The sequence below is a fragment of the Mesorhizobium sp. B2-3-5 genome (assembly GCF_006442395.1).
In the GTDB taxonomy this organism is placed as follows: domain Bacteria; phylum Pseudomonadota; class Alphaproteobacteria; order Rhizobiales; family Rhizobiaceae; genus Mesorhizobium.
Genome location: NZ_VFVX01000029.1, coordinates 37,261 through 58,446, shown reverse-complemented (window position 1 = coordinate 58,446; position 21,186 = coordinate 37,261). Strand labels below are relative to the sequence as shown.

Genomic DNA, 21,186 nt, shown 5'->3' with positions numbered 1-21,186 from the left:
CGCCTTTTCTTCATTCAGGTCTTCGAGATCAATCCTTTTCGAAGACACGCGCCTTGGCCACGAGGCCGGCGACGGCGCCGCCGATCAGCGGCGCGACGATGAACAGCCAGAGCTGGCTGATCGCTGCACCGCCCGAGAACAGCGCCGGGCCGATGGAGCGGGCTGGATTGACCGAGGTCCCGGTGACCGGGATCATGGCGAAGTGAATGCCCGCCAGCGTCAGGCCGATGACCAATCCGGCAAATGCCGTCGAGTGCTTTTCAGCGGTAACGCCGAGGATCACGGTAACGAAGGTGAAGGTGCCGATCAGCTCCCACAGGAATGCCGAGCTCATGCCCCATTTCGCCTCATCCCACCCATTGGCACCGAAGCCGCCTGTGTGGCCGCCGGCTTGGCCGGAAACGATGATCCACAACGCCAGCGAAGCCAGGATGGCGCCGATGATCTGCGCGATCCAGTAGGGAATGACGTCCTTGACCGGCAGCCGGCCGGCAAGGAAGACACCGAGCGTCACCGCCGGATTGAGATGCGCGCCCGAAATCGGACCGATCGCATAGGCCGCCGCGATGAGACCGATGCCGAATGCCAGGCCAATGCCTTCCTGACCAAGAGGCAGCGCGCCGCCGAAGCCGCCCGTAACCACCGACGCCGTGCCGATGAATACCAACAGAAATGTGCCTAGAACTTCCGCCAGATAAGTCTTCATTGCCCTCTCCTCGTGACGATCCGCCGGTCCGCGTTTTCCGCGCCGCGAATCATGGTTGGAAGAGTATTCCCAACCGAAAAACTTGGAAAGCAGAGCTGTTGCGCCATGTACGGTGCTTGCGCTCACCCAGTTACGAACATTAGAGATCTTTCATCTACTGGTCGCTCTGCTGGTGCCGACCCGGATGATTTATTGATCGGACAGATTTGGCAGGCCACGGTCCGGCTGCTGTCTCGTCGCGAGTCGGAGCGGGGTTCAATCCGGACGTGAAAGGCTCTAAGAGCAGGCCGAGAGATGAATGTGCTCGATTTGATGGAATAACGAATGCGACTGGGCGGACGGCTGGCTGCGGCCATCGAAGTGCTGGAGGACATTGGCCGGCGTCACCGGCCGGTGGCCGATGCGCTGAAGGATTGGGGGCTCTCACACCGTTTCGCTGGCGGCGGGGATCGCGCCGCGATCGGCAACATCGTCTACGACGCGCTGCGCCACAAACGCTCCGCCGGCTGGCTGCTCGGCGAAGACACGCCGCGTGCCATCGGCTTCGGGGCGTTGCTGCTCGAATGGGGCCAGACGGCGCAATCACTCAACACCGCGCTCGAAGGCGACAAGTTCGCGCCGCCGCTGCTCAGCGCCACGGAACTCCAGGCAATCGCACGACGCAGGCTTGCCGACGCGCCGCCCGCGGTTCGCGCCGACATACCCGATTGGTGCGAACCGCTTTTCGAACGGGCCTTCGGCGGGACATGGGTCGAGGAGGGCGCCGCGCTTGCCACCCGCCCGCCGCTCGACATCCGGGTCAATACGCTGCAGGCCGACCGCGCCAAAGTGCTGGCCGAGCTGGCGCAGACCGGGGCCAGCGCCGCACGGATCGCGCCACAGGGCATCCGAATCCCGCCCATCGACGGCGACGGCAGGCACCCTAACGTGCAGGCCGAGCCGGCCTTCCAGAAAGGCTGGTTCGAGGTCCAGGACGAGGGGTCGCAAATTGCCGCAGCGCTTGCCGGCGCGACGGCCGGCATGCAGGTGCTTGACTTCTGTGCCGGCGCTGGCGGCAAGACGCTGGCGCTGTCGGCCGCGATGGAAAATCGGGGCCAGATCTTTGCCCATGACGCCGAGAAGGCGCGGCTGGCGCCGATCTTCGACCGCATCCGCCGCTCGGAAAACCGCAATGTGCAGGTCGTCACCAAGCCGGCCGAACTCGCTCCGCTCGCCAAGCATATGGACATTGTGCTGGTCGACGCGCCCTGTACCGGCAGCGGCACCTGGCGGCGCCGTCCCGATGCCAAATGGCGGCTGACGCAAAGACAGCTCGACGCCCGCAAGGGTGAGCAATCGGCGATCCTCGACGCGGCACGCGCCTATGTCAAACCCGGCGGCCTGCTGGTCTACATCACCTGCTCGGTATTCGACGAGGAGAATGGCCAACAGGTCGCGGCATTCCGCGAGCGCAACAGCGGCTTTGCTCCGGTCGATCACCGCGCGCTCTGGAACAGCTGTTTTCCAGGCCATGAGGCGGCCGCGCGGATCGGCGCCGGCGGGGATGTTTCACTGTCGCCGGCGCTGAGCGGCACTGACGGATTCTACTTCTGTGCCATGCGCAGGACCAGTTGAACCGCAAAGGGGCGCCCCCATATCACAGGAGATTCGATTTCTCTGCCAAGACCGGGCCGAATGCTGCACTGCAGCAAAAGCATTGCCTGCTGCCCGTGCCTCTGCGATAAGCTTTCCCGGCAAACCTGAAGGCAAATCGTGATGGCGGCAAAGATCGTACCGGCTCCAGACTATGAGGATCGCGTCAGGGCGTCCTTCGCGCGCCAGCAGGCGATGGAGACCATCGGTGCCGAACTGACGCTTGTGACGCCCGGTATCATCGAGATCGAGATGCCTTATTCGGTGGCGTTGACCCAGCAACATGGATTCCTGCATGCGGGTGTCATTTCGACCGCGCTGGACTCGGCCTGCGGCTATGCGGCATTCTCCCTGATGCCGGAGAATTCAGGTGTGCTGACCATCGAATTCAAGGTCAACCTTTTGGCGCCGGGCAGGGGCGAGCGTTTCCTGTTCCGTGGCACGGTGACCAAGCCCGGCCGCACCATCATCGTTGCCGATGGCCAGGCCTATGCCTTCGCCGCCGACGGCGAGGCCAAGCTGATCGCCACCATGACGGGGACGATGATGACGATGGTTGGCCGTGATGGGATTGCAGGGTGATCCGATGGACAAAATTGTGCGGATCGGTGGCAGGGATGTCCTTTTCGTCATGGCGGCGCAGGCCGAATATGGGCCGCATCTGCAGCGGCTGTTCACCCCGCTGATGACGGGTGTCGGCCCGGTCGAAGCCGGCGTCCGGCTCGGCGCGGAACTGTCTTGGCTGAAGTCGCAGAAAGCCTTGCCTGATCTCGTCGTGTCGCTCGGTTCCGCCGGAAGCAGGACGCTTGAGCAGACCGAGATCTACCAGGCCGTCTCCGTCAGTTATCGCGACATCGATGCGTCGCCGCTTGGCTTCGAGAAAGGCGCGACGCCGTTTCTCGACCTGCCGGTGACCGTGCCGCTGCCGTTCCGCATCCCGGAGATAAAGGAGGCCACGCTGTCGACCGGTGGGGCGATCATCACCGGCGCGGCCTACGACACGATCGCGGCCGACATGGTCGACATGGAAACCTTCGCCTGCCTGCGCGCCTGCCAGTTGTTCGATGTGCCTTTGATCGGGTTGCGCGGCATTTCCGACGGCGCGGCTGATCTCAGGCACGTTGGTGACTGGACCGAATACCTCCATGTCATCGACGAGAAGCTGGCCGACGCCGTCACGCGCCTCGAACAGGCGATCGGGTCGGGCACGCTGCGGACGGATTCACCCCGTGACGAGCCGAGACCGCTCTGAACGTCAGCTACGCAACCCATTGCGCAGACTCGTTTCTTTCTCTAAACGCTCGCCATGACAACAGCCAATCATCCCGACACCGTCCTGATTGTCGATTTCGGCAGCCAGTTTACGCAGCTCATTGCCCGCCGCATCCGCGAAGCGGGGGTGTTTTCCGAGATCGTGCCGTTCCAATCGGCCGAGGCGGCGTTCAAGCGCATCAATCCAAAAGCGGTGATCCTGTCAGGCGGTCCTGCGTCGACCAGCGATATCGGCAGCCCGCGCGCGCCGCAGATCGTCTTCGACGCCGGCGTGCCGGTGCTCGGCATATGCTATGGCCAGATGGCGATGTGCGTGCAGATGGGCGGTGTCGCCGAAAGCTCCAACCATCGTGAATTCGGCCGCGCCTTCGTCGAGATCGAAAAGGACAGTCCGCTGTTCGAGGGCCTGTGGGCCACCGGCCAGCGCCATCAGGTCTGGATGAGCCATGGCGACCGCGTCATCGCGCTGCCGCCGGGCTTCGAGGTCTTCGGCAAGTCGGAAAGCTCGCCCTTCGCCATCTTCGGCGATGCCGAGCGCAGGATGTACGGCATCATGTTCCACCCTGAAGTGGTGCACACGCCCGACGGCGCGAGGCTGCTCAGGAACTTCGTCCACAACATCGCCGGCATCGAGGGCGACTGGACGATGCGCGCCTATCGTGAGCACGCGGTCGAGGCGATCCGCAAGCAGGTCGGCAAGGGCAAGGTCATCTGCGCGCTGTCGGGCGGCGTGGACTCCTCGGTCGCCGCGCTGCTGATCCACGAGGCGGTCGGCGACCAGCTCACCTGCATCCTCGTCGACCACGGCCTGATGCGCAAGGACGAGGCCGCCGGCGTGGTGGCGATGTTCCGCCAACATTACAATCTGCCGCTGATCCTGGTCGATGCCTCGGACAAGTTCATCTCGGCGCTGGAAGGCGAAGCCGATCCGGAGAAGAAGCGCAAGACCATCGGCCGGCTGTTCATCGAAGTGTTCGAGGAAGAGGCGCAGAAACTGGGCGGCGCCGATTTCCTGGCGCAGGGCACACTCTATCCCGACGTCATCGAAAGCGTCTCCTTCACCGGCGGCCCGTCGGTGACCATCAAGTCGCACCACAATGTCGGCGGCCTGCCCGAGCGCATGAACATGCAGCTGGTCGAGCCGCTGCGCGAACTTTTCAAGGACGAGGTGAGGGCGCTGGGCAAGGAACTCGGCCTGCCCGAAAGCTTCATCGGCCGCCATCCGTTTCCCGGCCCAGGCCTCGCCATCCGCTGCCCGGGCGGCATCACGCGCGAGAAGCTGGAGATCCTGCGCGAGGCCGACGCGATCTACCTCGACGAGATACGCAAGGCCGGCCTCTACGACGCCATCTGGCAGGCCTTCGCCGTGCTGCTGCCGGTGCAGACCGTTGGCGTGATGGGCGACGGGCGCACCTACGAATTCGTCTGCGCCCTGCGCGCCGTCACCTCGGTCGACGGCATGACGGCCGATTTCTACCACTACGACATGGGCTTCCTGGGCGCTGCCGCCACGCGCATCATCAACGAGGTCCGCGGCATCAACCGCGTCGTCTACGACGTCACGTCGAAACCGCCCGGCACGATTGAGTGGGAATGATTCAGGCCTGCTCAAACGCCGCCGAATGCACGTCGTTCTACAATGCAAGGCATTGAAAATAAAAGTAAATCATCTCTAGGACATTCGGGGACTATCGGCACGTAGAATTTGGTCTTGACGGCCTGCCTGACGGACCTTCCGCATATTGCTACCACGAACTTTCCCAAGTACCGTCATCGACCATGAGGCTCGTGACGGTATTTTTTCTATAAGGCATTGAAAATAAAACAATTTTCCTGCCACAGCCCGCCCAGCTAGTACTGACGGTACTTTGAGGAACGAGGTTGGGATGTTGGCAGCGCCGCCCTCAAACTGTCGGGCGGAGCGATTTCGTTTCGCTTGGATTACGGGCCGTGCGGCCGCCACGAGACCGTCAGCGATTCGAGGATGCAAAGTTTCTATGGCGAGCACCGATGAGTGAGGCGGATGTGGCCCGACCAGGAGACGACCTATTGAACCGGATGGATTTCGGATGACATCTGTGCGGCATGGGCGCAGCCAGGCAGGTCGGCCATAATATCAACACAATGTTATACCGTTACGTATCGATGACGCGGGGCGGGACCGGTCCGGCCTCTCGAACTGCAAGAGGAGAAAGACATGCGTTCCTTTCCATTCGCGGCGGCGCTGCTGTTCGTGGCGACGCTGCTGGCAGGCGGTGGCGCTCACGCCGAAGACAAGGTGAACATTGTCGCGGCCGAGAATTTCTATGGCGATCTCGCCCGCCAGATCGGCGGCAGCCACGTTTCCGTGACCAGCATCCTTGCCAACCCAAACGACGACCCGCATCTGTTCGAAACCAGCCCGTCGACGGCGCGTACTGTCGCCGACGCCAAGATCATCATCTACAACGGTGCGGACTATGACCCCTGGATGGACAAGCTTCTTTCGGCCTCGACCGGCACGCAGCGCACGACCATCGTGGCCGCGGATCTGATCGGCAAGAAGTCGGGCGATAACCCGCATCTGTGGTACAATCCGGTGACGCTGCCGGCGATCGCCAAGGAACTCGCCGCCGATCTTTCGAAGCTCGATCCTGCCAACGCGGCGGATTATCAGGCCAATCTGGCGAAGTTTCAGTCGTCGCTGGATGCAATCAACAAGCAGATAAATGACGTCAAGGCGGCCTATGGCGGGACCGCGGTAACCGCTACGGAGCCGGTATTCGGCTACATGGCTGAAGCCCTCGGCCTCAAGATGTTGAACTACGACTTCCAGGTGGCGGTCATGAACGACACGGAGCCGAGCGCGACACAGGTGGCGGCGTTCGAGAACAGCCTGAAGGACGGATCGGCCAAGATCCTGTTCTACAATTCGCAGGTGACGGACGAAGCGACGACGCGCCTTCTCGACATCGCCAAGCAGAACAAGGTCACCGTCATAGGCGTCACTGAGACGGAGCCCGCCGGCCAGACGATCCAGTCGTGGTTCGGTGGCCAGATCGGCGACGTGCAGAAAGCCCTTGCCGCGCGCACGCAATGAACGTCATCGCCTTCGACAGGGTTACATTGACCTATGGGGGACGCCGGGTGCTTTCCGACGTCTCCTTTTCCATTCCGCAAGGCGCATTCGTAGGGCTCCTCGGCGCCAATGGCGCTGGCAAGACGACCATGCTGCGCGCGATCCTCGGACTTATCCGCCCGGCCAGTGGAGCGATTTCCGTTCTTGGCCGGCCACCGACACGCGGCAATCCCGTTATAGGCTACATGCCGCAGGCGCGCCGCATCGTGACCCATGCCGGCATCAGCGGCTTCGATCTCGTCGTCACCGCGGCGGGCGGTCATCGCTGGCGCTGGCCGGCGGCGTCGGCGCTCGAGAAAGACATGGCATGGAAGGCGCTTGAAGAGGTAGGCGCGGCCGATATCGCCCGGAGGCCATTCGCGGAACTGTCGGGGGGCGAGCGGCAACGTATCCTCATCGCCCAGTCCTTGATCTGCGACCCCAAGCTTCTCCTGCTCGACGAGCCGCTGATCAGTCTCGATGCCGCCCATCAGCGCACCATCATCGAACTCGTCCACGAGGTCGGCGAACGGCTGGGTATCGCCGTGATTTTCTGCTCGCACGAGATCAATCCCTTGCTGCGCGCCGTTGATGCCGTGCTCTATCTCGGCAACGCCAGTGCCGCGATCGGCAGCGTCGATGAGGTCATCAACGGTCCGGTCCTGTCCAAGCTTTATGGCACGCATATCAACGTGGTGCGGGTAGCCGGGCGCATCTTCGTCATGGCGGACGACATCGAGTTGGAAGGCGCTGCGCATGTTCACGATGTTTGACTACGAATTCATGCGCAACGCCTTCGCGGCTTGCACGGTCGTCGCCATCGTGACCGGGGCGGTCGGATATTTCCTCGTGCTGCGCGGCCAGACCTTCGCCGGACATGCGCTGGCCCATGTCGGATTTCCCGGCGCGACAGGCGCAGGCTTGCTCGGCCTGTCGCCATTCTTCGGGTTGACCGTCTTCACCGTTCTGGCCGGTATCGGCATCGGGCTTCTGGGGGAAAGAGCGCATCGCGACGTCGCGATCGGCATCGTGCTGACGGTTTCGCTCGGTCTCGGCTTGCTGTTCCTGCATTTCTACACCGCCTTCGCGTCACAGGCGACGAATGTGCTGTTTGGAAACGTGCTCGGCATAAGTTACCGGACAGTGATCATCCTTGCCGTTCTGTCCGTGGTGATCCTGGCGGCGTTGATCTTCATTTCCCGGCCCCTGCTCTTCGCCAGCCTGCAGCCCGAACTGGCGGAGGCGAAGGGGGTGAACCTCGATTTCGTCTCGACCATGTTCATGATCATTGTCGCGGTGACGACCGCCGAGGCCACCCAGATCGTCGGCGTGCTGCTCGTCTTCGCGCTGATGGTCGCCCCGGCGGCAACAACGCTGCGCCTGGCGCGCGGCGTGCTGAGAGGCATCCTTATTTCGATCGCGCTAGCGGTCGTCATCGCCTGGACCAGCCTATGGCTTGCTTTCCTGACCGATTGGCCGACGAGCTTCTGGATCACGTCGCTCGGAGCAGCCGCCTATCTGGCCGCCGGCCTCATCCAGCGTTTGAAGGCGGCGCATTGACTGGCTGAGGTGCCACGCGTTTCTTCAGGCCTGCCGTGCCGTTCACGGTATCGACTTATGCGTGTCTTGCTTCAAGGGATCGCGCGGCCGGGTGAATTGCGGAGCAGGAGGCTCGTAGCGGTATTTGCCAGGGCTCGACCCATTGGATGGAGCCTCCGATGTTCGGGGTATGGCTGCTGGAGGCTTGGTGGCGATGGCCGCGCCTCCGAGCAGAAGTCCGATCGCGACCAGCCAACTGCCCAGGATGCGTGCGCCGATCGTGTACCATGCAGGCCGGAAAATCCGCCCGGTCAGGCCGATTGCGACAATGACCCAGAGGGCAATGATCGTTCCAAACAGCGGGATTCGAGGGTCGTTCACGGTAGGGTCGGTGAGCTTTATGACGACGGCAAAAAAAGCGCCGATCGGCGCCGCCGCCACAGCGATTGTCCAGCCTCTGAAACGGCCGGAAACGATAAGGGCGATGCCAATTATCAGCATCGAAAACGGCGCAGTGAGGAAAGCGTGAGTCGTCGCGCCCGGCACGCCGGCCATAAGGGCAAGATATCGATCGTAAACCAATGCCCCGACCACTTCGCCCAGCAAGAAGGTCGCGAGTGTGAAAACTCTAAGCCTCACGCCTACCAAAGCGGTTGCAACGCCCAGTCCGACCAAGGGCAGGATGCGTTCGGGCGAAAGGGCGCTGTTGAGGATCCACCATGATGTCTGTGTCCTTTCGGAAGACGCTGCGAGCGCGGCGATCATGGCGATCCCGGCGAGAGCCAGAACCGGGCCCGACCATCGATGCAGGAATCGCCCGGCCGAGCGCCCGGGAGTTGCTTCAGACGGCAAGGAAATAGACGCCTCCCGCCGCGATCAATCCGCCCAAGGCCTGGGACAACCGCCCGCCGAATGCCTTGCCCAGCAGAAGTCCGACTCCGATGCCCAGCAGGTGGATCAAGCCGGTGGCGATGACAAACCCAATGGCATAGTCGGCAGGGTCGGCTGCATTCGGCAGTTCCGCCCCATGGGCGTATCCATGGCAGATTGCAAACACCGCAATCATAAGCAACGCGACCCATTCCGCCGGCCGCCAAGCACATGCAATGGCAAGCCCCAAGGCCATGATCGAGAGAGCGATACCAATCTCGACACCGGGCAGCGCGACTCCTGCAATCCCGGCGATCCCGCCCATGACCATGATCAGCGGGAACGCAACCGGCAGCGTCCAGATCGAACGTCCGCCGATCTGGGCGCCCCATAGTCCCACAGCAAACATCGCCAGGAAATGGTCGGGCCCGGTCAGCGGATGTTCAAAGCCGCTGCCAAATCCACCTGTCCCTGACTGAATGATATGCGCTTGCGCCGTTGTGGACCCGGCCGTCAAAGCGGTCGCAGCCGCCACGAGACGGTAAGAATAGTAGCCAAGCCGGATTTCGTGTCTGCCGGACGGCAGGCTCGCTTTTTCTTCAGGAAACTGCGCCACTCACGGACCTGCCACGATTGCCAAAATGCCAATTGCCGTTGATGGAGCCATCAAAATAGGACTTTTATGGGTAGTGGGTCGGTTGGAATTATCGGCGAGTTTCAATTCGATCACGCAGATATCGGGAACTGCCCTCATCACTTCGCCAGTACATCGCCCTTTGTCCAATAGCAGTCGATCCGACCGTCTGGTCCCACATAAGCTCGACAAATAGCGTTTGGTTCACGCGCCTCTCGCTGGGACAGCCGACCATTTGTCGGATTTCTAAGTCATTCGATCGGTTTCTGTAAGGCTCTTGAATGATTAGTTTCTCGACTTCCTTGGCCTCGACCGGCGCCAGGTATCGTCGATCTCTAGAGGCTTGCCAGCGGCACCGGCGGCCACCGCCGGGTCATACGCGGTGAAGCATGGATGCATCCGCCCAAGTCCCACATCTTTCTGCTTGATACGTTATACTATAACCGATAACAAGATGAAAACCGTCCTTCAACGGAGTTCCCGCCATGCAGACCCAGACTCCCGTGACCGTGCTGACCGGCTATCTCGGCGCGGGCAAAACCACGCTTCTGAACCGTATCCTGTCCGAAAATCACGGCAAGAAATATGCTGTCATCGTCAACGAGTTCGGCGAGGTCGGCATCGACAACGATCTTATCGTCGACGCCGACGAAGAAGTGTTCGAGATGAACAATGGCTGCATCTGCTGCACGGTACGCGGCGATCTTATCCGTATCATCGACAGCCTCATGCGCCGTCGCGACCGTTTCGACGCGATCCTGGTGGAAACGACCGGACTCGCCGACCCGGCGCCGGTCGCGCAGACTTTTTTCGTTGACGAGGACGTTCGCTCCAAGACCAGGCTCGATTCCATCGTGACCGTGGTCGACGCCAAGCATCTGCTCGGCGAGATCGATGAAGCGCATGAAGCCCAGGAGCAGTTGGCATTCGCCGACACGGTGCTGCTCAACAAGACCGACCTCGTCTCGGTCGAGGAACTGAAGGAGGTCGAAAGCCGCATCCGGCGCATCAATCCCACCGTTTCCATCCACCGCACGCAGCGTTGCGACGTCGATCTCGACAAGGTTCTCGGCCGCAATTCATTCGACCTCGACCGGATCCTTGACGTGGAGCCGGATTTCCTCGTCGAGTTCCACGAGCATGAGCACGATGACCATGTTACCAGCTTCGCTCTGGTCACCAGGGAAGCGCTCGACCCGAAAAAATTCCTGCCATGGCTCCAGGCGATCACGCAGCGGTTCGGCATGGATATGTTGCGCATGAAGGGCATTCTCGCTTTCAAGCAAGACGACGACCGCTTCGTGGTGCAAGCCGTCCATATGCTGCTCGAGGGCGATCACCAGCGGCCATGGAAGGCCGACGAGGAACGGATCAGTCGTCTTGTCTTCATCGGTCGCAATCTGCCGAAGGACATCATCGAAAGCGGCTTCATGGAGTGCCGGGCGTAACCTTTGCCGATCAAGAGAGGCTGAGAAGCTGGTGAAATTCGTCAATCCCTTTGCTCCCAGACGGGGGCCGTCGTCGTCGAATGCCGACAGGATCAAACAATGGATACGCAATGGGCTTGATCTGAAGGAAGATGTCGCAATCACCGTTACGGAGGTTCGCTGCCGCGAATCCGGCTGTCCTGATCTGGAGACCGTCATCAGCATATTCGAGGAGGGGCGCCCGATGCGCTCCTTGCGCGTCGGCAAGGCAGCGGCAATGATTGGAAAGCCTGACATTGCACTCGCGTTGCAAATCGAGCGGCGGCTTCCCAGCCAGGAGACGGAGGGTTCACCCCGAGAGGCGAACGTCAAACAGCATTGAAGGCATGGACTGGATCGAGGATCAGATTGAATGGAGCGCCGATGGCAAAAAGGTCGCCATCGGCCTGACCCGTTTTGGAGCGGGCAAGAACCTGCTCCTGCTGCCGGCGCTCAGCTCAATCTCGACCCGTACCGAGATGCGATCGCTGCAGGAGCGGCTCGGTACATCCTTCGCGACGACTGCCATCGACTGGCCCGGCTTTGGCACATTGCCTCGCCCTAGGGTCGACTGGCGCCCGGAACTCTATCGTACATTCCTGCGCTTTGTCATGGAGAGTGTCGTTCAGCCGGCCGCCACCATCGCGGCAGGCCACGCCGCGGGCTATGTGCTGGCGGAGGCCGCCGAAAATCCGGCAGGATTCGGTCGTCTGTGCCTGTTGTCGCCGACTTGGCGTGGGCCGCTTCCAACCATGACCGGCAGGCGCATGGCGCTGTTTCGCGGGCTGGTCAAGGCTGTCGACCTGCCGCTGATCGGGTCTGTCATCTATCGGCTCAATGTGAACAGCACAGTGATCGGCATGATGGCGCGCGGCCATGTCTATGCCGATCCGACCTTGCTGACGCCAGAGCGTATGGCCGAAAAACGTGCGGTTACCGAAGCGCCTGGCGCCCGCTACGCTTCCTTCCGCTTCGTCGCCGGGGAACTTGATCCGTTCATCGATCGCGACGCCTTCCAGGAAAGCGCGCGACGTATCCCGACGAAGATACTTGTCGCCTACGGTGGCGGAACTCCACGCAAGTCGAAGGCGGAGATGACCGGCCTCGCATCGCTCCCCGATGTTCTGACCGTCGAACTGCCGCGCGGTAAGCTCTCGTTCTATGAGGAGTTTCCCGATCTGACCCGCGAGATGATCGCACCATTCCTCCTCGAATCCGACTGAGCCCAGGTTATTGACGGGTTTCGCAATGCCCACGGGGTATGGTGTTTGCGGTTTCGGCCATCGGCCTCCGCCAAAGCCGGTACGCATGGGAGTCCACAGCTATGACCTTGGCGGTCACCCCAAATAGTTGCCGTACTAGATCCGGGTTTTGGTGTTCGTCAGGGGGCTAAAGCGCTGCAATTGGCGCATCGCACTTTGAGTTCGATAGTGACAGCGTTGACCTGGAGGACCTCCTGTTTGGCCCAGGCCACAAGCCGGCGATCGACCGTCTCGTCGTGATGTTCAACAACAGTTCCACAGTCATCACAAATTGCGAGGATCGTTGTTTGTCCATGATGGGGATGCGCGTCGGTGCAGCGCACAAACGCGTTGATGCTCTCGACCTTGTGGACGATACCGCATTGAATAAGGCTGTTGACCGCCCGATAGATCTGCACGGGTGATCTGATCCCTCGAGGCGCCAACTCCCTCAAAATCTCGTAAGCGCCGATCGGCCTACGCGCCTTGGCAATGGTCTCCAGGACCAGCGACTGGTTCTTGGTCAGACCACTGAAGGCCGGATCTGTTGAGTGTGGATCAGGCATTTCGATTCATATTCTCGTTAGGAAATAACGTAACAATTCATCGACGTAGTAACACACCTGCTGGTCGACTGGAATAACGCGAATTGGAATTTGCGGAGATGGAGGCATGTCCGTCCGGTGGGTCGCAAAGAACGGGCGGGTTTACATGCCCAGAGGGCAGCGAGATCGAGCACCAGGCCGAAAATCTCGTATATGGACGATAGAGCCAGGCTCCTGGAATGGGCCATACCGCCGGCCGGCTGTTGTCCGACGGACCATACATCAGAAAAGGCCGGTACTGTCGAACTGCGACTGGAGCGGACGTGAGGCCCGTCTGGCGGGGCTTGCTCACCGCGCCGAATTCGCTCCCGACCCGGCGCCGGCCGAATAAAGCTTCAATTCTTCATGCAGGAAATCCGCCACCCGGCGGATACGTATGCTGGTGCGGACATCCCGATGCATCGCGAGCCAAACCGGCAATACCGGCAGCGGCAGGTCCGGCAGCACCACTTCCATCAACGGGTCGCGGCGGATCAGCGGCTCCTGACCGATGCCGATGCCATTTCCAGTCCGCAGCGCTTCCCACAGAACGATCTGGTTGTCCGCCCTGAAACGGAAAGCATTGCGGGTCAATGAGATGCCGAACTGGGCAAAAGCGCGGATCATATCGTCGCTGCGGTCGAAGCCGACCAGATCGTGGGCGGCCAGATCGCCGAGCTCCCGCGGCCGGCCTCGCCGGTCGAGATAGGATATCGCCGCGCAAGTGCGCAGCGGTATGTCCGCGACCTTGCGCGCCACCAGCTCGTTCTGCGCCGGCTTGACCATGCGGATGGCGATGTCGGCATCCCGGCGCAGGAGATTTTCAACCTGATTCGAAGCGACGATTTCGAGCTCGATGCCGGGCTCCTCGACGGCAAGCCTGGCGGTCATCTCCGGCAGAACGTAGGCAGCCACCACCTCGCTGGCCGCGATGCGCACGCTGCCTTCGATGGCCTCGACGGACCCCAGCGCCAGCCGTGAGAAGGCGCTGGCCTGCTCGCTCACCGCCCGGCCGCGTTCGAAAAGCGTGCTGCCGGCCTCAGTCAGCGCGTAGCCACTTCGGCCGCGCCGGAACAGCGTCACGCCCAGCGCTTGTTCCAACTCGGCGATGTGGCGGCCAAGCGTCGGCTGGCTCGCGGCGAGCTTTCGCGCGGCGGCGGACAGGCTGCCGGTCTCCGCCACGGTGACAAAACTCTTGATCAGGTTCCAGTCGATCTCTGTCATTCATTTGTGAATATCAGATCGCCATTTTCTGTCAATTTCTATTCGAACTCAAAGGCTTCATACAGCAGATGCAAGCGAACGGAGACGGCCAGCAGCCACTCCCAGAAACCACCAACCTTGAAAACCAGGAGTATCCAACATGACCAAGATCGCGCTTACCGCAGCCGCCATGCTCGTTGCCATAGGCACCGCCTTCGCCGGCAGCGACAACTATGGCTCGGCCAACGCCAACCAGCCGGCCGCTACCATCGACAATTCGTACACGGCTTCGATCAAAAAGTCGGAGCCCGCGGCCAAGCAGCCCGTCGTTCAGGGCAGCGACCGTAATCTGTTTGGCAGCCACTGACAGCCGACATTTGGCAGCAGGCGACGGGAATCCGTCGCTCTGCTGTCGGTCGGATCGCCAGAATGCCGAGGATGCGCCTGTCGTCTCGCACGGTCCGCAAAACTCGCTACGGACCGCCCCCTCACCATCCCCAACGAAGCCGTTTAAACTCGAAAGAATCCCATGACCGACACATCATCCCATGCCGCTCTTGTCGAATCCTGGCGTCTGCTCTGGAACGGCGATCTATCTTACACCGATAAGATCATCGCTCCGGATTTCGTCGCCCACGCCGCGCCGCTGACCGGCTTCGGCGATGACACCATCAAGGGACGCGCCGCCCTCAACGCCTGGGTCGGCGGCATCAATTCCGTCCTCACCGGCCTCAATTTCACGATCGAGCAGGGGCCGATCATCGATGGCGACTTCCTGGTTGTTCGCTGGCGGGCACGGGGCACCTACCATGGCGGTTTCCCAGGTGCATCGGCCAATGCGATCGGCCGCACGATCACCTTCACCGGCACGGACACCTTGCGTATCAAGGATGGTCTTCTGGCTGAATATTGGGCCAATGCCGACAGCCTGCTTTTCATGCAGCAGCTGGGGGTCGCCGAGGTTCCCGGCGCTCAACTGTAGCGCGCCGATACCTCAGAGCCGCCTCACGCTTTCCCCTGTACTGGAGCCAGCGACATGAAATTCCTCTTTGAGAACGACGCCTTCTCGTTCGAAACCCTTGGGGGTACTGACCTCGGCGAAGTACCGCGACATGGAACCATTATCCAAATGGCACGTTTTCAAGCTTGCGGCGAGATGTAGCTCGGCCGTCGGGGGTTTCTATCCTAACGCAAATCCATCGGCATCGGAGGGGCGCTGTGACCGTGCAGGCATCCAAAAGGGAACTGGACCATGTAATCATTCTGAATTCTCTAAGAGCCTTCCGCCGTGGTGATTTTTCCGTCCGCATCGAGAACGTGTACAAGGGGGTCGATTCCGAAATCGCGGAAACCTTCAACGAGATCGTTGACCTCAACGATCAGGTGACGCGTGAGTTCGAGCGCCTCAGCAGGGTTGTCGGCAAGGATGGGCGGATAGGTGAGCGCGGTCGCGTTCGCAACGCCACCGGCAGTTGGGAATCAAGTGTCCGGTCCGTCAACGATCTGATCGAGGATATGGTCCAGCCGACAGCCGAGGTCGCCCGAGTCATCGGTGCCGTCGCCAAGGGCGACCTGTCGCAAACGATGATGGTCGAAATCGACGGCCGGCCTCTGCGTGGGGAGTTCCTGCGGATTGGCAAGATCGTCAACACCATGGTCGGTCAGTTGGCCTCCTTCGCCTCGGAAGTGACGCGCGTGGCGCGCGAGGTCGGCACCGAAGGCAAGTTGGGTGGTCAGGCGCGCGTGAAAGGCGTCGCCGGGACGTGGAAAGATCTGACCGACAACGTCAACGCGATGGCCACCAACCTGACCGGGCAGGTGCGCAACATCGCCGAGGTCACGACCGCCGTCGCGTCGGGCGATCTGTCGAAGAAGATTACCGTCGATGTGAAGGGCGAAATCCTCGAATTGAAGAACACCATCAACACGATGGTTGACCAGCTCAATTCGTTCGCCTCGGAAGTGACGCGCGTGGCGCGCGAGGTCGGCACAGAGGGTAAGCTCGGCGGCCAGGCACGCGTCGAAGGAGTCGGCGGCACATGGAAGGATCTGACTGACAATGTGAATTCCATGGCCGAGAACCTCACCGGCCAGGTGCGCAATATCGCCGAGGTGACGACCGCCGTGGCTCTGGGCGACCTCTCGAAGAAGATCACCGTCGACGTGAAGGGCGAAATCCTCGAGCTGAAATCGACGATCAACACGATGGTCGACCAGCTCAACTCCTTCGCGGGCGAGGTCACGCGCGTAGCGCGCGAAGTTGGCACTGAAGGCAAGCTTGGCGGCCAGGCACAGGTGCGTGGCGTCGCCGGCACGTGGAAAGACCTCACCGACAACGTCAATTCGATGGCTGAGAACCTCACCGGCCAGGTGCGGAATATCGCGGAGGTGACGACGGCGGTTGCTTCCGGCGACCTCTCCAAAAAAATCACCGTGGCGGTGCAAGGCGAAATTCTCGAACTTAAGGACACCATCAACACGATGGTTGATCAGTTGAACTCCTTTGCCTCCGAGGTCACACGCGTGGCGCGCGAGGTCGGCACCGAAGGCAAGCTCGGTGGCCAGGCCGAGGTGAGGGGAATTGGCGGCACGTGGAAGGATCTGACCGACAACGTCAATTTGATGGCCGCCAATCTGACCGGGCAGGTGCGCAACATTGCCGAGGTTACGACGGCCGTGGCCCGCGGTGACTTGTCCAAGAAGATCACGGTCGACGTCAAAGGGGAGATTCTGGAGCTCAAGGATACCGTCAATACGATGGTCGATCAGTTGAACTCCTTCGCCTCGGAAGTGACACGCGTCGCTCGTGAAGTGGGATCGGAAGGCAAACTCGGCGGACAGGCTCATGTCGAGGGCGTCGGTGGCACCTGGAAGGACCTGACTGACAACGTCAACGCAATGGCCGGCAATCTGACCGTCCAATTGCGCGATGTGTCCAAGGTCGCGACGGCTATCGCGACGGGCGACCTGACGCAGAAAATCACGGTCGATGCCCTGGGCGAGATCCTGCAGATCAAGGATGTCATCAACACGATGGTCGATCAGTTGAATTCGTTCGCCTCGGAGGTGACGCGTGTGGCGCGCGAAGTCGGTTCGGACGGCAAGCTCGGCGGTCAGGCACAGGTGCGCGGCGTTGCCGGCACCTGGAAGGACCTGACCGACAACGTCAACGCCATGGCCGCCAACCTGACGGGTCAGGTGCGAAACATCGCCGAGGTGACGACCGCCGTGGCGCTCGGTGACCTCTCGAAGAAGATCACCGTGGATGTCCGTGGAGAGATTCTGGAGCTGAAGGACACGATCAACACAATGGTGGACCAGCTCAATTCCTTTGCCTCGGAAGTGACGCGCGTCGCGCGCGAGGTCGGTACCGAAGGCAAGCTCGGTGGGCAGGCGCAGGTGCGCGGCGTTGCCGGGACGTGGAAAGATCTGACCGACAACGTCAACTCGATGGCCGAGAACCTGACCGGACAGGTGCGCAACATCGCGGAGGTGACGACCGCTGTTGCCCGTGGCGATCTGTCGAAAAAGATCACGGTCGACGTGAAGGGCGAAATCCTTGAGCTGAAATCAACCATCAACACGATGGTGGACCAGCTCAACTCCTTCGCCGGTGAGGTCACGCGCGTGGCGCGCGAGGTTGGCACCGAGGGCAAGCTCGGCGGTCAGGCCCGTGTCGAAGGCGTCGCCGGCACCTGGAAAGACCTCACCGACAACGTCAATCTGATGGCGACGAACCTGACCAATCAGGTGCGCGGCATCGCCGACGTGGTGACGGCGGTTGCGCAAGGCAATCTCAAACGCAAGCTGACGGTGGATGCCAAAGGCGAAATCGCCTCCCTGGCCGATACGATCAACGGCATGATCGAGACCCTAGCGACCTTTGCCGACCAGGTGACCAACGTCGCCCGCGAGGTGGGTATCGAAGGCAAGCTCGGCGGACAGGCGCGTGTGCCAGGAGCGGCTGGCCTGTGGCGCGACCTGACCGACAATGTCAATCAGCTCGCCGCCAATCTCACAACCCAGGTGCGTGCCATTGCCGAGGTTTCGACAGCGGTCACCAAGGGCGATCTGACGCGCTCGATCAGCGTCGAAGCTTCGGGTGAAGTTGCCGCGCTCAAGGACAATATCAACGAAATGATCCGCAATCTGAAGGATCAGACGTTGAAGAATGCCGAACAGGACTGGTTGAAAACCAATCTCGCCCGGTTTTCGCGGATGCTGCAAGGCGAGCGCGACCTCGCCACTGTCTCGCGGCTCATCATGTCCGAACTCGCGCCGCTGGTGAACGCCCAATATGGGGTATTCTACGTTACCAATCGCGACGAAGAGGAATCCTATCTCGAGCTGGCGGCATCCTATGGTGCTGAAAGCAAGGCGGCGATCAAGCAGCGCCTCGACCTGCGCGAAGGCCTGGTCGGCCAAAGTGCTGCCGACAAGCGCGCAATCATGCTCGACAATGTCCCGCCGGAATTCCTGCGCGTCACATCAGGCCTCGGCAGCGCCTCGCCGGCCAACGTCATCATTCTTCCCGCCTTGTTCGAAGATGAGGTCAAAGCCGTTATCGAACTTGCCTCGTTCGGCGAGTTCCGCGACACCCACCAGTCGTTCCTCAATCAGTTGATGGAGTCCGTCGGCATCGTTCTCAACACCATAGCCGCGACAATGCGCACCGAAGGCTTGCTCAAGCAGTCGCAACTGCTGACCTCGGAACTGCAAGCGCGACAGACTGAACTGACCAAGAAGCAGGAAGAGCTGCATGCCACGAACGAGGAGCTGCAGGAAAAGGCACAGCTGCTCGAAAACGAAAAGAAGCAGGTGGAAAACAAGAATCTCGAAATCGAGATGGCGCGACGCGCATTGGAGGAGAAAGCCGAGCAGCTGGCGCTGACTTCGAAATACAAGTCCGAGTTCCTGGCCAATATGAGCCACGAACTGCGCACGCCGCTCAATTCACTGCTCATTCTTTCAAATCTCCTGGCGACCAACCAGCAAGGCAATCTCAACGAAAAGCAGGTAGAGTTCGCGCGCACGATCAATTCCGCCGGAACCGATCTTCTCAGCCTCATCAACGACATCCTCGATCTGTCGAAAATCGAATCCGGCACGGTCTCCATCGATATCAACGACATGCCGGTGTCACACCTGCGCCAGCATATGGAGCGCACGTTCCGTCAGCTGGCGGCCGACAAGGGACTTGGCTTTACCATAACGGTCGACCCAGCCCTTCCAGATACTGTCCGCACGGATGAGAAGCGATTGCAGCAGATTGTCCTCAACCTGCTTTCGAACGCATTCAAATTCACCTCCGAAGGTGAGGTCGGTTTGAACTTCCGGGTCGAGAAAGCTGGCCGCCGCAACCGAGCCTCGCACCCGATAAAGGCTCTCGCGATCGCCGTGACCGACACCGGCATTGGCATACCTGAGGATAAGCAAAAGCTTATTTTCGAAGCCTTTCAGCAAGCCGACGGCACCACCAGTCGTAAATATGGCGGTACGGGCCTGGGGCTCTCTATCAGTCGGGAGATCGCTCGGTTGCTTGGCGGCGAATTGCGCGTCGAAAGCACGCCGGGCAAAGGATCGACATTCACGCTGGTTATCCCGTTCGACGGCCCCAGAATGGCGACAGTGCAATCGGCCTTGCTTCCTGTGACGGACGAAGTCGCAACGCCAGCATCCCCGAACAGTCCACCTTCGGCCGAGTTAATTGATGACCGCGATTCTATCTCGCCCACCGATCGGGTCGTTCTGATCGTTGAGGACGACCCGACCTTTGGAGGCTTGTTGCTTGGCCTCGCGCGTTCGGCCGGGTTGAAAGGCGTCTTGTCAAACGCGGGTTCCGGCACTTTGGCATTGGCGCGCAAGCTGGTTCCCGATGCCATTACGCTTGATCTCGGGCTTTCGGATATCGACGGCTGGGTGCTTTTTGATCTGTTACGCCATGATCAGAAGACGAGGGCAATTCCCGTCCACGTTATCTCAGGCGCGGGAGATATTAATAGCCTCGCGCGCAAGGGCGCCTCCAGCATTTCCACTAAGCCCGTATCATCGGATGAACTGATGCAGGTGTTTCAGGACATTCATTCCAGAAAGCTGCGCATCCAACGCCGCGTTCTGGTCGCCGACCCCGATCCGGATCGCCGGCTATCGCTGGTCGAAGCGATCCGCGACGGCGTCACCTCCGTCACCGCGGTTGGTCGGATCGCGGCAAATGCGGACGACATCGGGATCGCCTCGTATGATGCCGTCGTGCTCGGGTTCGGACGCTCGGCCAAAGACAATGCGCAGGCACTAGACGAGGTCGCCGGCCAATTCGGCGAAGCCTTGCCGAAACTTTTGTTCTTTGCCCCCCATCCCGATGCGCTTGACCCGGTCCTGTCGCTGAATCCGGCTTTTGCGAATGCGCCGCGCGCCGAGAATTTCGCCCAGTTGGCGCTGCATATTTCAGCCACCCTTCCGGGAGAAGGCCGCGAAGAAAGCACGATCGAAACAGAACAGGACGCCAGGTCCGATCTCACCGGTGCGAAGGTTCTGATCGTCGACGACGATATTCGCAACATTTATTCCCTCACCAGCGTTCTGGAGACCTATGGCATCCAAGTTCTGCACGCTGAACGAGGCCGCGACGGCATAGCGCTGCTGGAACAGACGCCTGACGTCGATGCAGCGTTGATCGATATCATGATGCCGGAAATGGACGGCTACGAGACGATGCGGCAAATCCGCACCACATCCTCGATAGCTCACATTCCGCTGATTTCGGTTACGGCCAAAGCGATGAAGGGTGATCGGCAAAAATGCCTGGACGCGGGGGCTTCCGACTACATCGCCAAGCCAGTCGATCTCGATCTCTTGCTGGCGCTGCTTCGTGTCTGGATTGGGCGTTCCCGGTCACGCGGTGACATCCCGGAAAAAATGCTCGTGGCAGCGAACTGACGGCTA

The 21,186-nt window shown here is 60.9% G+C and carries 18 protein-coding genes; 13 read left to right on the top strand and 5 right to left on the bottom strand.

Going from position 1 to position 21,186, the window contains the following annotated elements:
• Positions 1-28 precede the first annotated feature (28 nt).
• Positions 29-706 carry an MIP family channel protein gene (locus FJ958_RS24985; RefSeq protein WP_140746568.1) on the bottom strand — a complete coding sequence of 226 codons (678 nt, stop codon included), beginning with the start codon at positions 704-706 and terminating at the stop codon, positions 29-31.
• Positions 707-1,030: 324 nt separating this feature from the next.
• On the opposite strand from FJ958_RS24985, the gene FJ958_RS24980 reads away from it, so the two are divergent.
• The 7 genes from FJ958_RS24980 (at position 1,031) to FJ958_RS24950 (ending at position 8,267) form a co-directional block, all read left to right on the top strand.
• Positions 1,031-2,320, top strand: a complete 1,290-nt coding sequence (locus FJ958_RS24980) for an RsmB/NOP family class I SAM-dependent RNA methyltransferase (RefSeq protein ID WP_140746565.1) — start codon at positions 1,031-1,033, stop codon at positions 2,318-2,320.
• Positions 2,321-2,461: 141 nt separating this feature from the next.
• Complete coding sequence (locus FJ958_RS24975) at positions 2,462-2,920, top strand: PaaI family thioesterase (protein WP_140746562.1); 459 nt, start codon at positions 2,462-2,464, stop codon at positions 2,918-2,920.
• Positions 2,921-2,924: 4 nt separating this feature from the next.
• Positions 2,925-3,590 (top strand): 5'-methylthioadenosine/S-adenosylhomocysteine nucleosidase, encoded by a 666-nt coding sequence (locus FJ958_RS24970; RefSeq protein ID WP_140746559.1) that lies wholly within the window; start codon positions 2,925-2,927, stop codon positions 3,588-3,590.
• A gap of 54 nt (positions 3,591-3,644) precedes the next feature.
• Positions 3,645-5,207, top strand: a complete 1,563-nt coding sequence (gene guaA / locus FJ958_RS24965) for a glutamine-hydrolyzing GMP synthase (RefSeq protein WP_140746556.1) — start codon at positions 3,645-3,647, stop codon at positions 5,205-5,207.
• 600 nt (positions 5,208-5,807) lie between these two features.
• Positions 5,808-6,689, top strand: a complete 882-nt coding sequence (locus tag FJ958_RS24960; protein ID WP_140746554.1) for a zinc ABC transporter substrate-binding protein — start codon at positions 5,808-5,810, stop codon at positions 6,687-6,689.
• Positions 6,686-7,480 (top strand): ABC transporter ATP-binding protein, encoded by a 795-nt coding sequence (locus FJ958_RS24955; protein ID WP_140746552.1) that lies wholly within the window; start codon positions 6,686-6,688, stop codon positions 7,478-7,480. The genes FJ958_RS24960 and FJ958_RS24955 overlap by 4 nt, the downstream gene beginning before the upstream one ends.
• A complete protein-coding gene (locus tag FJ958_RS24950) occupies positions 7,464-8,267 on the top strand; it encodes a metal ABC transporter permease (RefSeq protein ID WP_210243472.1) in 804 nt (267 codons plus the stop codon). Before FJ958_RS24955 ends, FJ958_RS24950 begins: the two co-directional genes overlap by 17 nt.
• A gap of 42 nt (positions 8,268-8,309) precedes the next feature.
• On the opposite strand, the gene FJ958_RS24945 is transcribed toward FJ958_RS24950, so the two are convergent.
• Positions 8,310-9,011 (bottom strand): hypothetical protein, encoded by a 702-nt coding sequence (locus FJ958_RS24945; protein WP_140746549.1) that lies wholly within the window; start codon positions 9,009-9,011, stop codon positions 8,310-8,312.
• A 76-nt stretch (positions 9,012-9,087) separates the two neighbouring features.
• Positions 9,088-9,732 (bottom strand): HupE/UreJ family protein, encoded by a 645-nt coding sequence (locus FJ958_RS24940; protein ID WP_348642220.1) that lies wholly within the window; start codon positions 9,730-9,732, stop codon positions 9,088-9,090.
• Between the two features lie 503 nt (positions 9,733-10,235).
• Between FJ958_RS24940 and FJ958_RS24935 the strand changes: the two genes are divergently transcribed.
• Genes FJ958_RS24935 through FJ958_RS24925 form a run of 3 tightly spaced genes read left to right on the top strand, consistent with a single transcriptional unit; the run spans position 10,236 to position 12,439 of the window.
• Complete coding sequence (locus tag FJ958_RS24935) at positions 10,236-11,198, top strand: GTP-binding protein (protein WP_140746546.1); 963 nt, start codon at positions 10,236-10,238, stop codon at positions 11,196-11,198.
• Positions 11,199-11,229: 31 nt separating this feature from the next.
• Positions 11,230-11,559: a nitrate reductase gene (locus FJ958_RS24930; RefSeq protein ID WP_181176509.1), complete on the top strand. Its 330-nt coding sequence runs from the start codon at positions 11,230-11,232 to the stop codon at positions 11,557-11,559.
• Positions 11,560-11,563: 4 nt separating this feature from the next.
• Complete coding sequence (locus FJ958_RS24925; protein WP_140746543.1) at positions 11,564-12,439, top strand: alpha/beta fold hydrolase; 876 nt, start codon at positions 11,564-11,566, stop codon at positions 12,437-12,439.
• A 158-nt stretch (positions 12,440-12,597) separates the two neighbouring features.
• Here the strand turns inward: FJ958_RS24925 and FJ958_RS24920 are convergent, their stop codons facing one another.
• Complete coding sequence (locus FJ958_RS24920; RefSeq protein WP_140746541.1) at positions 12,598-13,023, bottom strand: Fur family transcriptional regulator; 426 nt, start codon at positions 13,021-13,023, stop codon at positions 12,598-12,600.
• 327 nt (positions 13,024-13,350) lie between these two features.
• Complete coding sequence (locus FJ958_RS24915) at positions 13,351-14,265, bottom strand: LysR family transcriptional regulator (RefSeq protein ID WP_140746538.1); 915 nt, start codon at positions 14,263-14,265, stop codon at positions 13,351-13,353.
• A gap of 139 nt (positions 14,266-14,404) precedes the next feature.
• Here FJ958_RS24915 and FJ958_RS24910 point away from each other — a divergent pair, with 139 nt between their 5' ends.
• The 3 genes from FJ958_RS24910 to FJ958_RS24900 all read left to right on the top strand — a co-directional run bounded on the left by FJ958_RS24910 (position 14,405) and on the right by FJ958_RS24900 (position 21,180).
• Positions 14,405-14,611, top strand: coding sequence for a DUF680 domain-containing protein (locus tag FJ958_RS24910; protein WP_140746536.1), 207 nt, complete (start codon positions 14,405-14,407; stop codon positions 14,609-14,611).
• A 162-nt stretch (positions 14,612-14,773) separates the two neighbouring features.
• The gene (locus tag FJ958_RS24905) at positions 14,774-15,226 is read left to right on the top strand and encodes a nuclear transport factor 2 family protein (RefSeq protein WP_140746533.1); all 453 of its coding nucleotides are present in this window, start codon (positions 14,774-14,776) and stop codon (positions 15,224-15,226) included.
• 242 nt (positions 15,227-15,468) lie between these two features.
• Positions 15,469-21,180, top strand: coding sequence for a HAMP domain-containing protein (locus tag FJ958_RS24900; protein WP_140746614.1), 5,712 nt, complete (start codon positions 15,469-15,471; stop codon positions 21,178-21,180).
• Positions 21,181-21,186: the final 6 nt, after the last annotated feature.

Bases quoted from the DNA above. Each gene is read 5' to 3' on its own strand.
- FJ958_RS24985 (WP_140746568.1), bottom strand. From the start codon at position 706: ATGAAGACTTATCTGGCGGAAGTTCTAGGCACATTTCTGTTGGTATTC.
- FJ958_RS24980 (WP_140746565.1), top strand. From the start codon at position 1,031: ATGCGACTGGGCGGACGGCTGGCTGCGGCCATCGAAGTGCTGGAGGAC.
- FJ958_RS24975 (WP_140746562.1), top strand. From the start codon at position 2,462: ATGGCGGCAAAGATCGTACCGGCTCCAGACTATGAGGATCGCGTCAGG.
- FJ958_RS24970 (WP_140746559.1), top strand. From the start codon at position 2,925: ATGGACAAAATTGTGCGGATCGGTGGCAGGGATGTCCTTTTCGTCATG.
- guaA (WP_140746556.1), top strand. From the start codon at position 3,645: ATGACAACAGCCAATCATCCCGACACCGTCCTGATTGTCGATTTCGGC.
- FJ958_RS24960 (WP_140746554.1), top strand. From the start codon at position 5,808: ATGCGTTCCTTTCCATTCGCGGCGGCGCTGCTGTTCGTGGCGACGCTG.
- FJ958_RS24955 (WP_140746552.1), top strand. From the start codon at position 6,686: ATGAACGTCATCGCCTTCGACAGGGTTACATTGACCTATGGGGGACGC.
- FJ958_RS24950 (WP_210243472.1), top strand. From the start codon at position 7,464: ATGTTCACGATGTTTGACTACGAATTCATGCGCAACGCCTTCGCGGCT.
- FJ958_RS24945 (WP_140746549.1), bottom strand. From the start codon at position 9,011: ATGATCGCCGCGCTCGCAGCGTCTTCCGAAAGGACACAGACATCATGG.
- FJ958_RS24935 (WP_140746546.1), top strand. From the start codon at position 10,236: ATGCAGACCCAGACTCCCGTGACCGTGCTGACCGGCTATCTCGGCGCG.
- FJ958_RS24925 (WP_140746543.1), top strand. From the start codon at position 11,564: ATGGACTGGATCGAGGATCAGATTGAATGGAGCGCCGATGGCAAAAAG.
- FJ958_RS24920 (WP_140746541.1), bottom strand. From the start codon at position 13,023: ATGCCTGATCCACACTCAACAGATCCGGCCTTCAGTGGTCTGACCAAG.
- FJ958_RS24915 (WP_140746538.1), bottom strand. From the start codon at position 14,265: ATGACAGAGATCGACTGGAACCTGATCAAGAGTTTTGTCACCGTGGCG.
- FJ958_RS24910 (WP_140746536.1), top strand. From the start codon at position 14,405: ATGACCAAGATCGCGCTTACCGCAGCCGCCATGCTCGTTGCCATAGGC.
- FJ958_RS24905 (WP_140746533.1), top strand. From the start codon at position 14,774: ATGACCGACACATCATCCCATGCCGCTCTTGTCGAATCCTGGCGTCTG.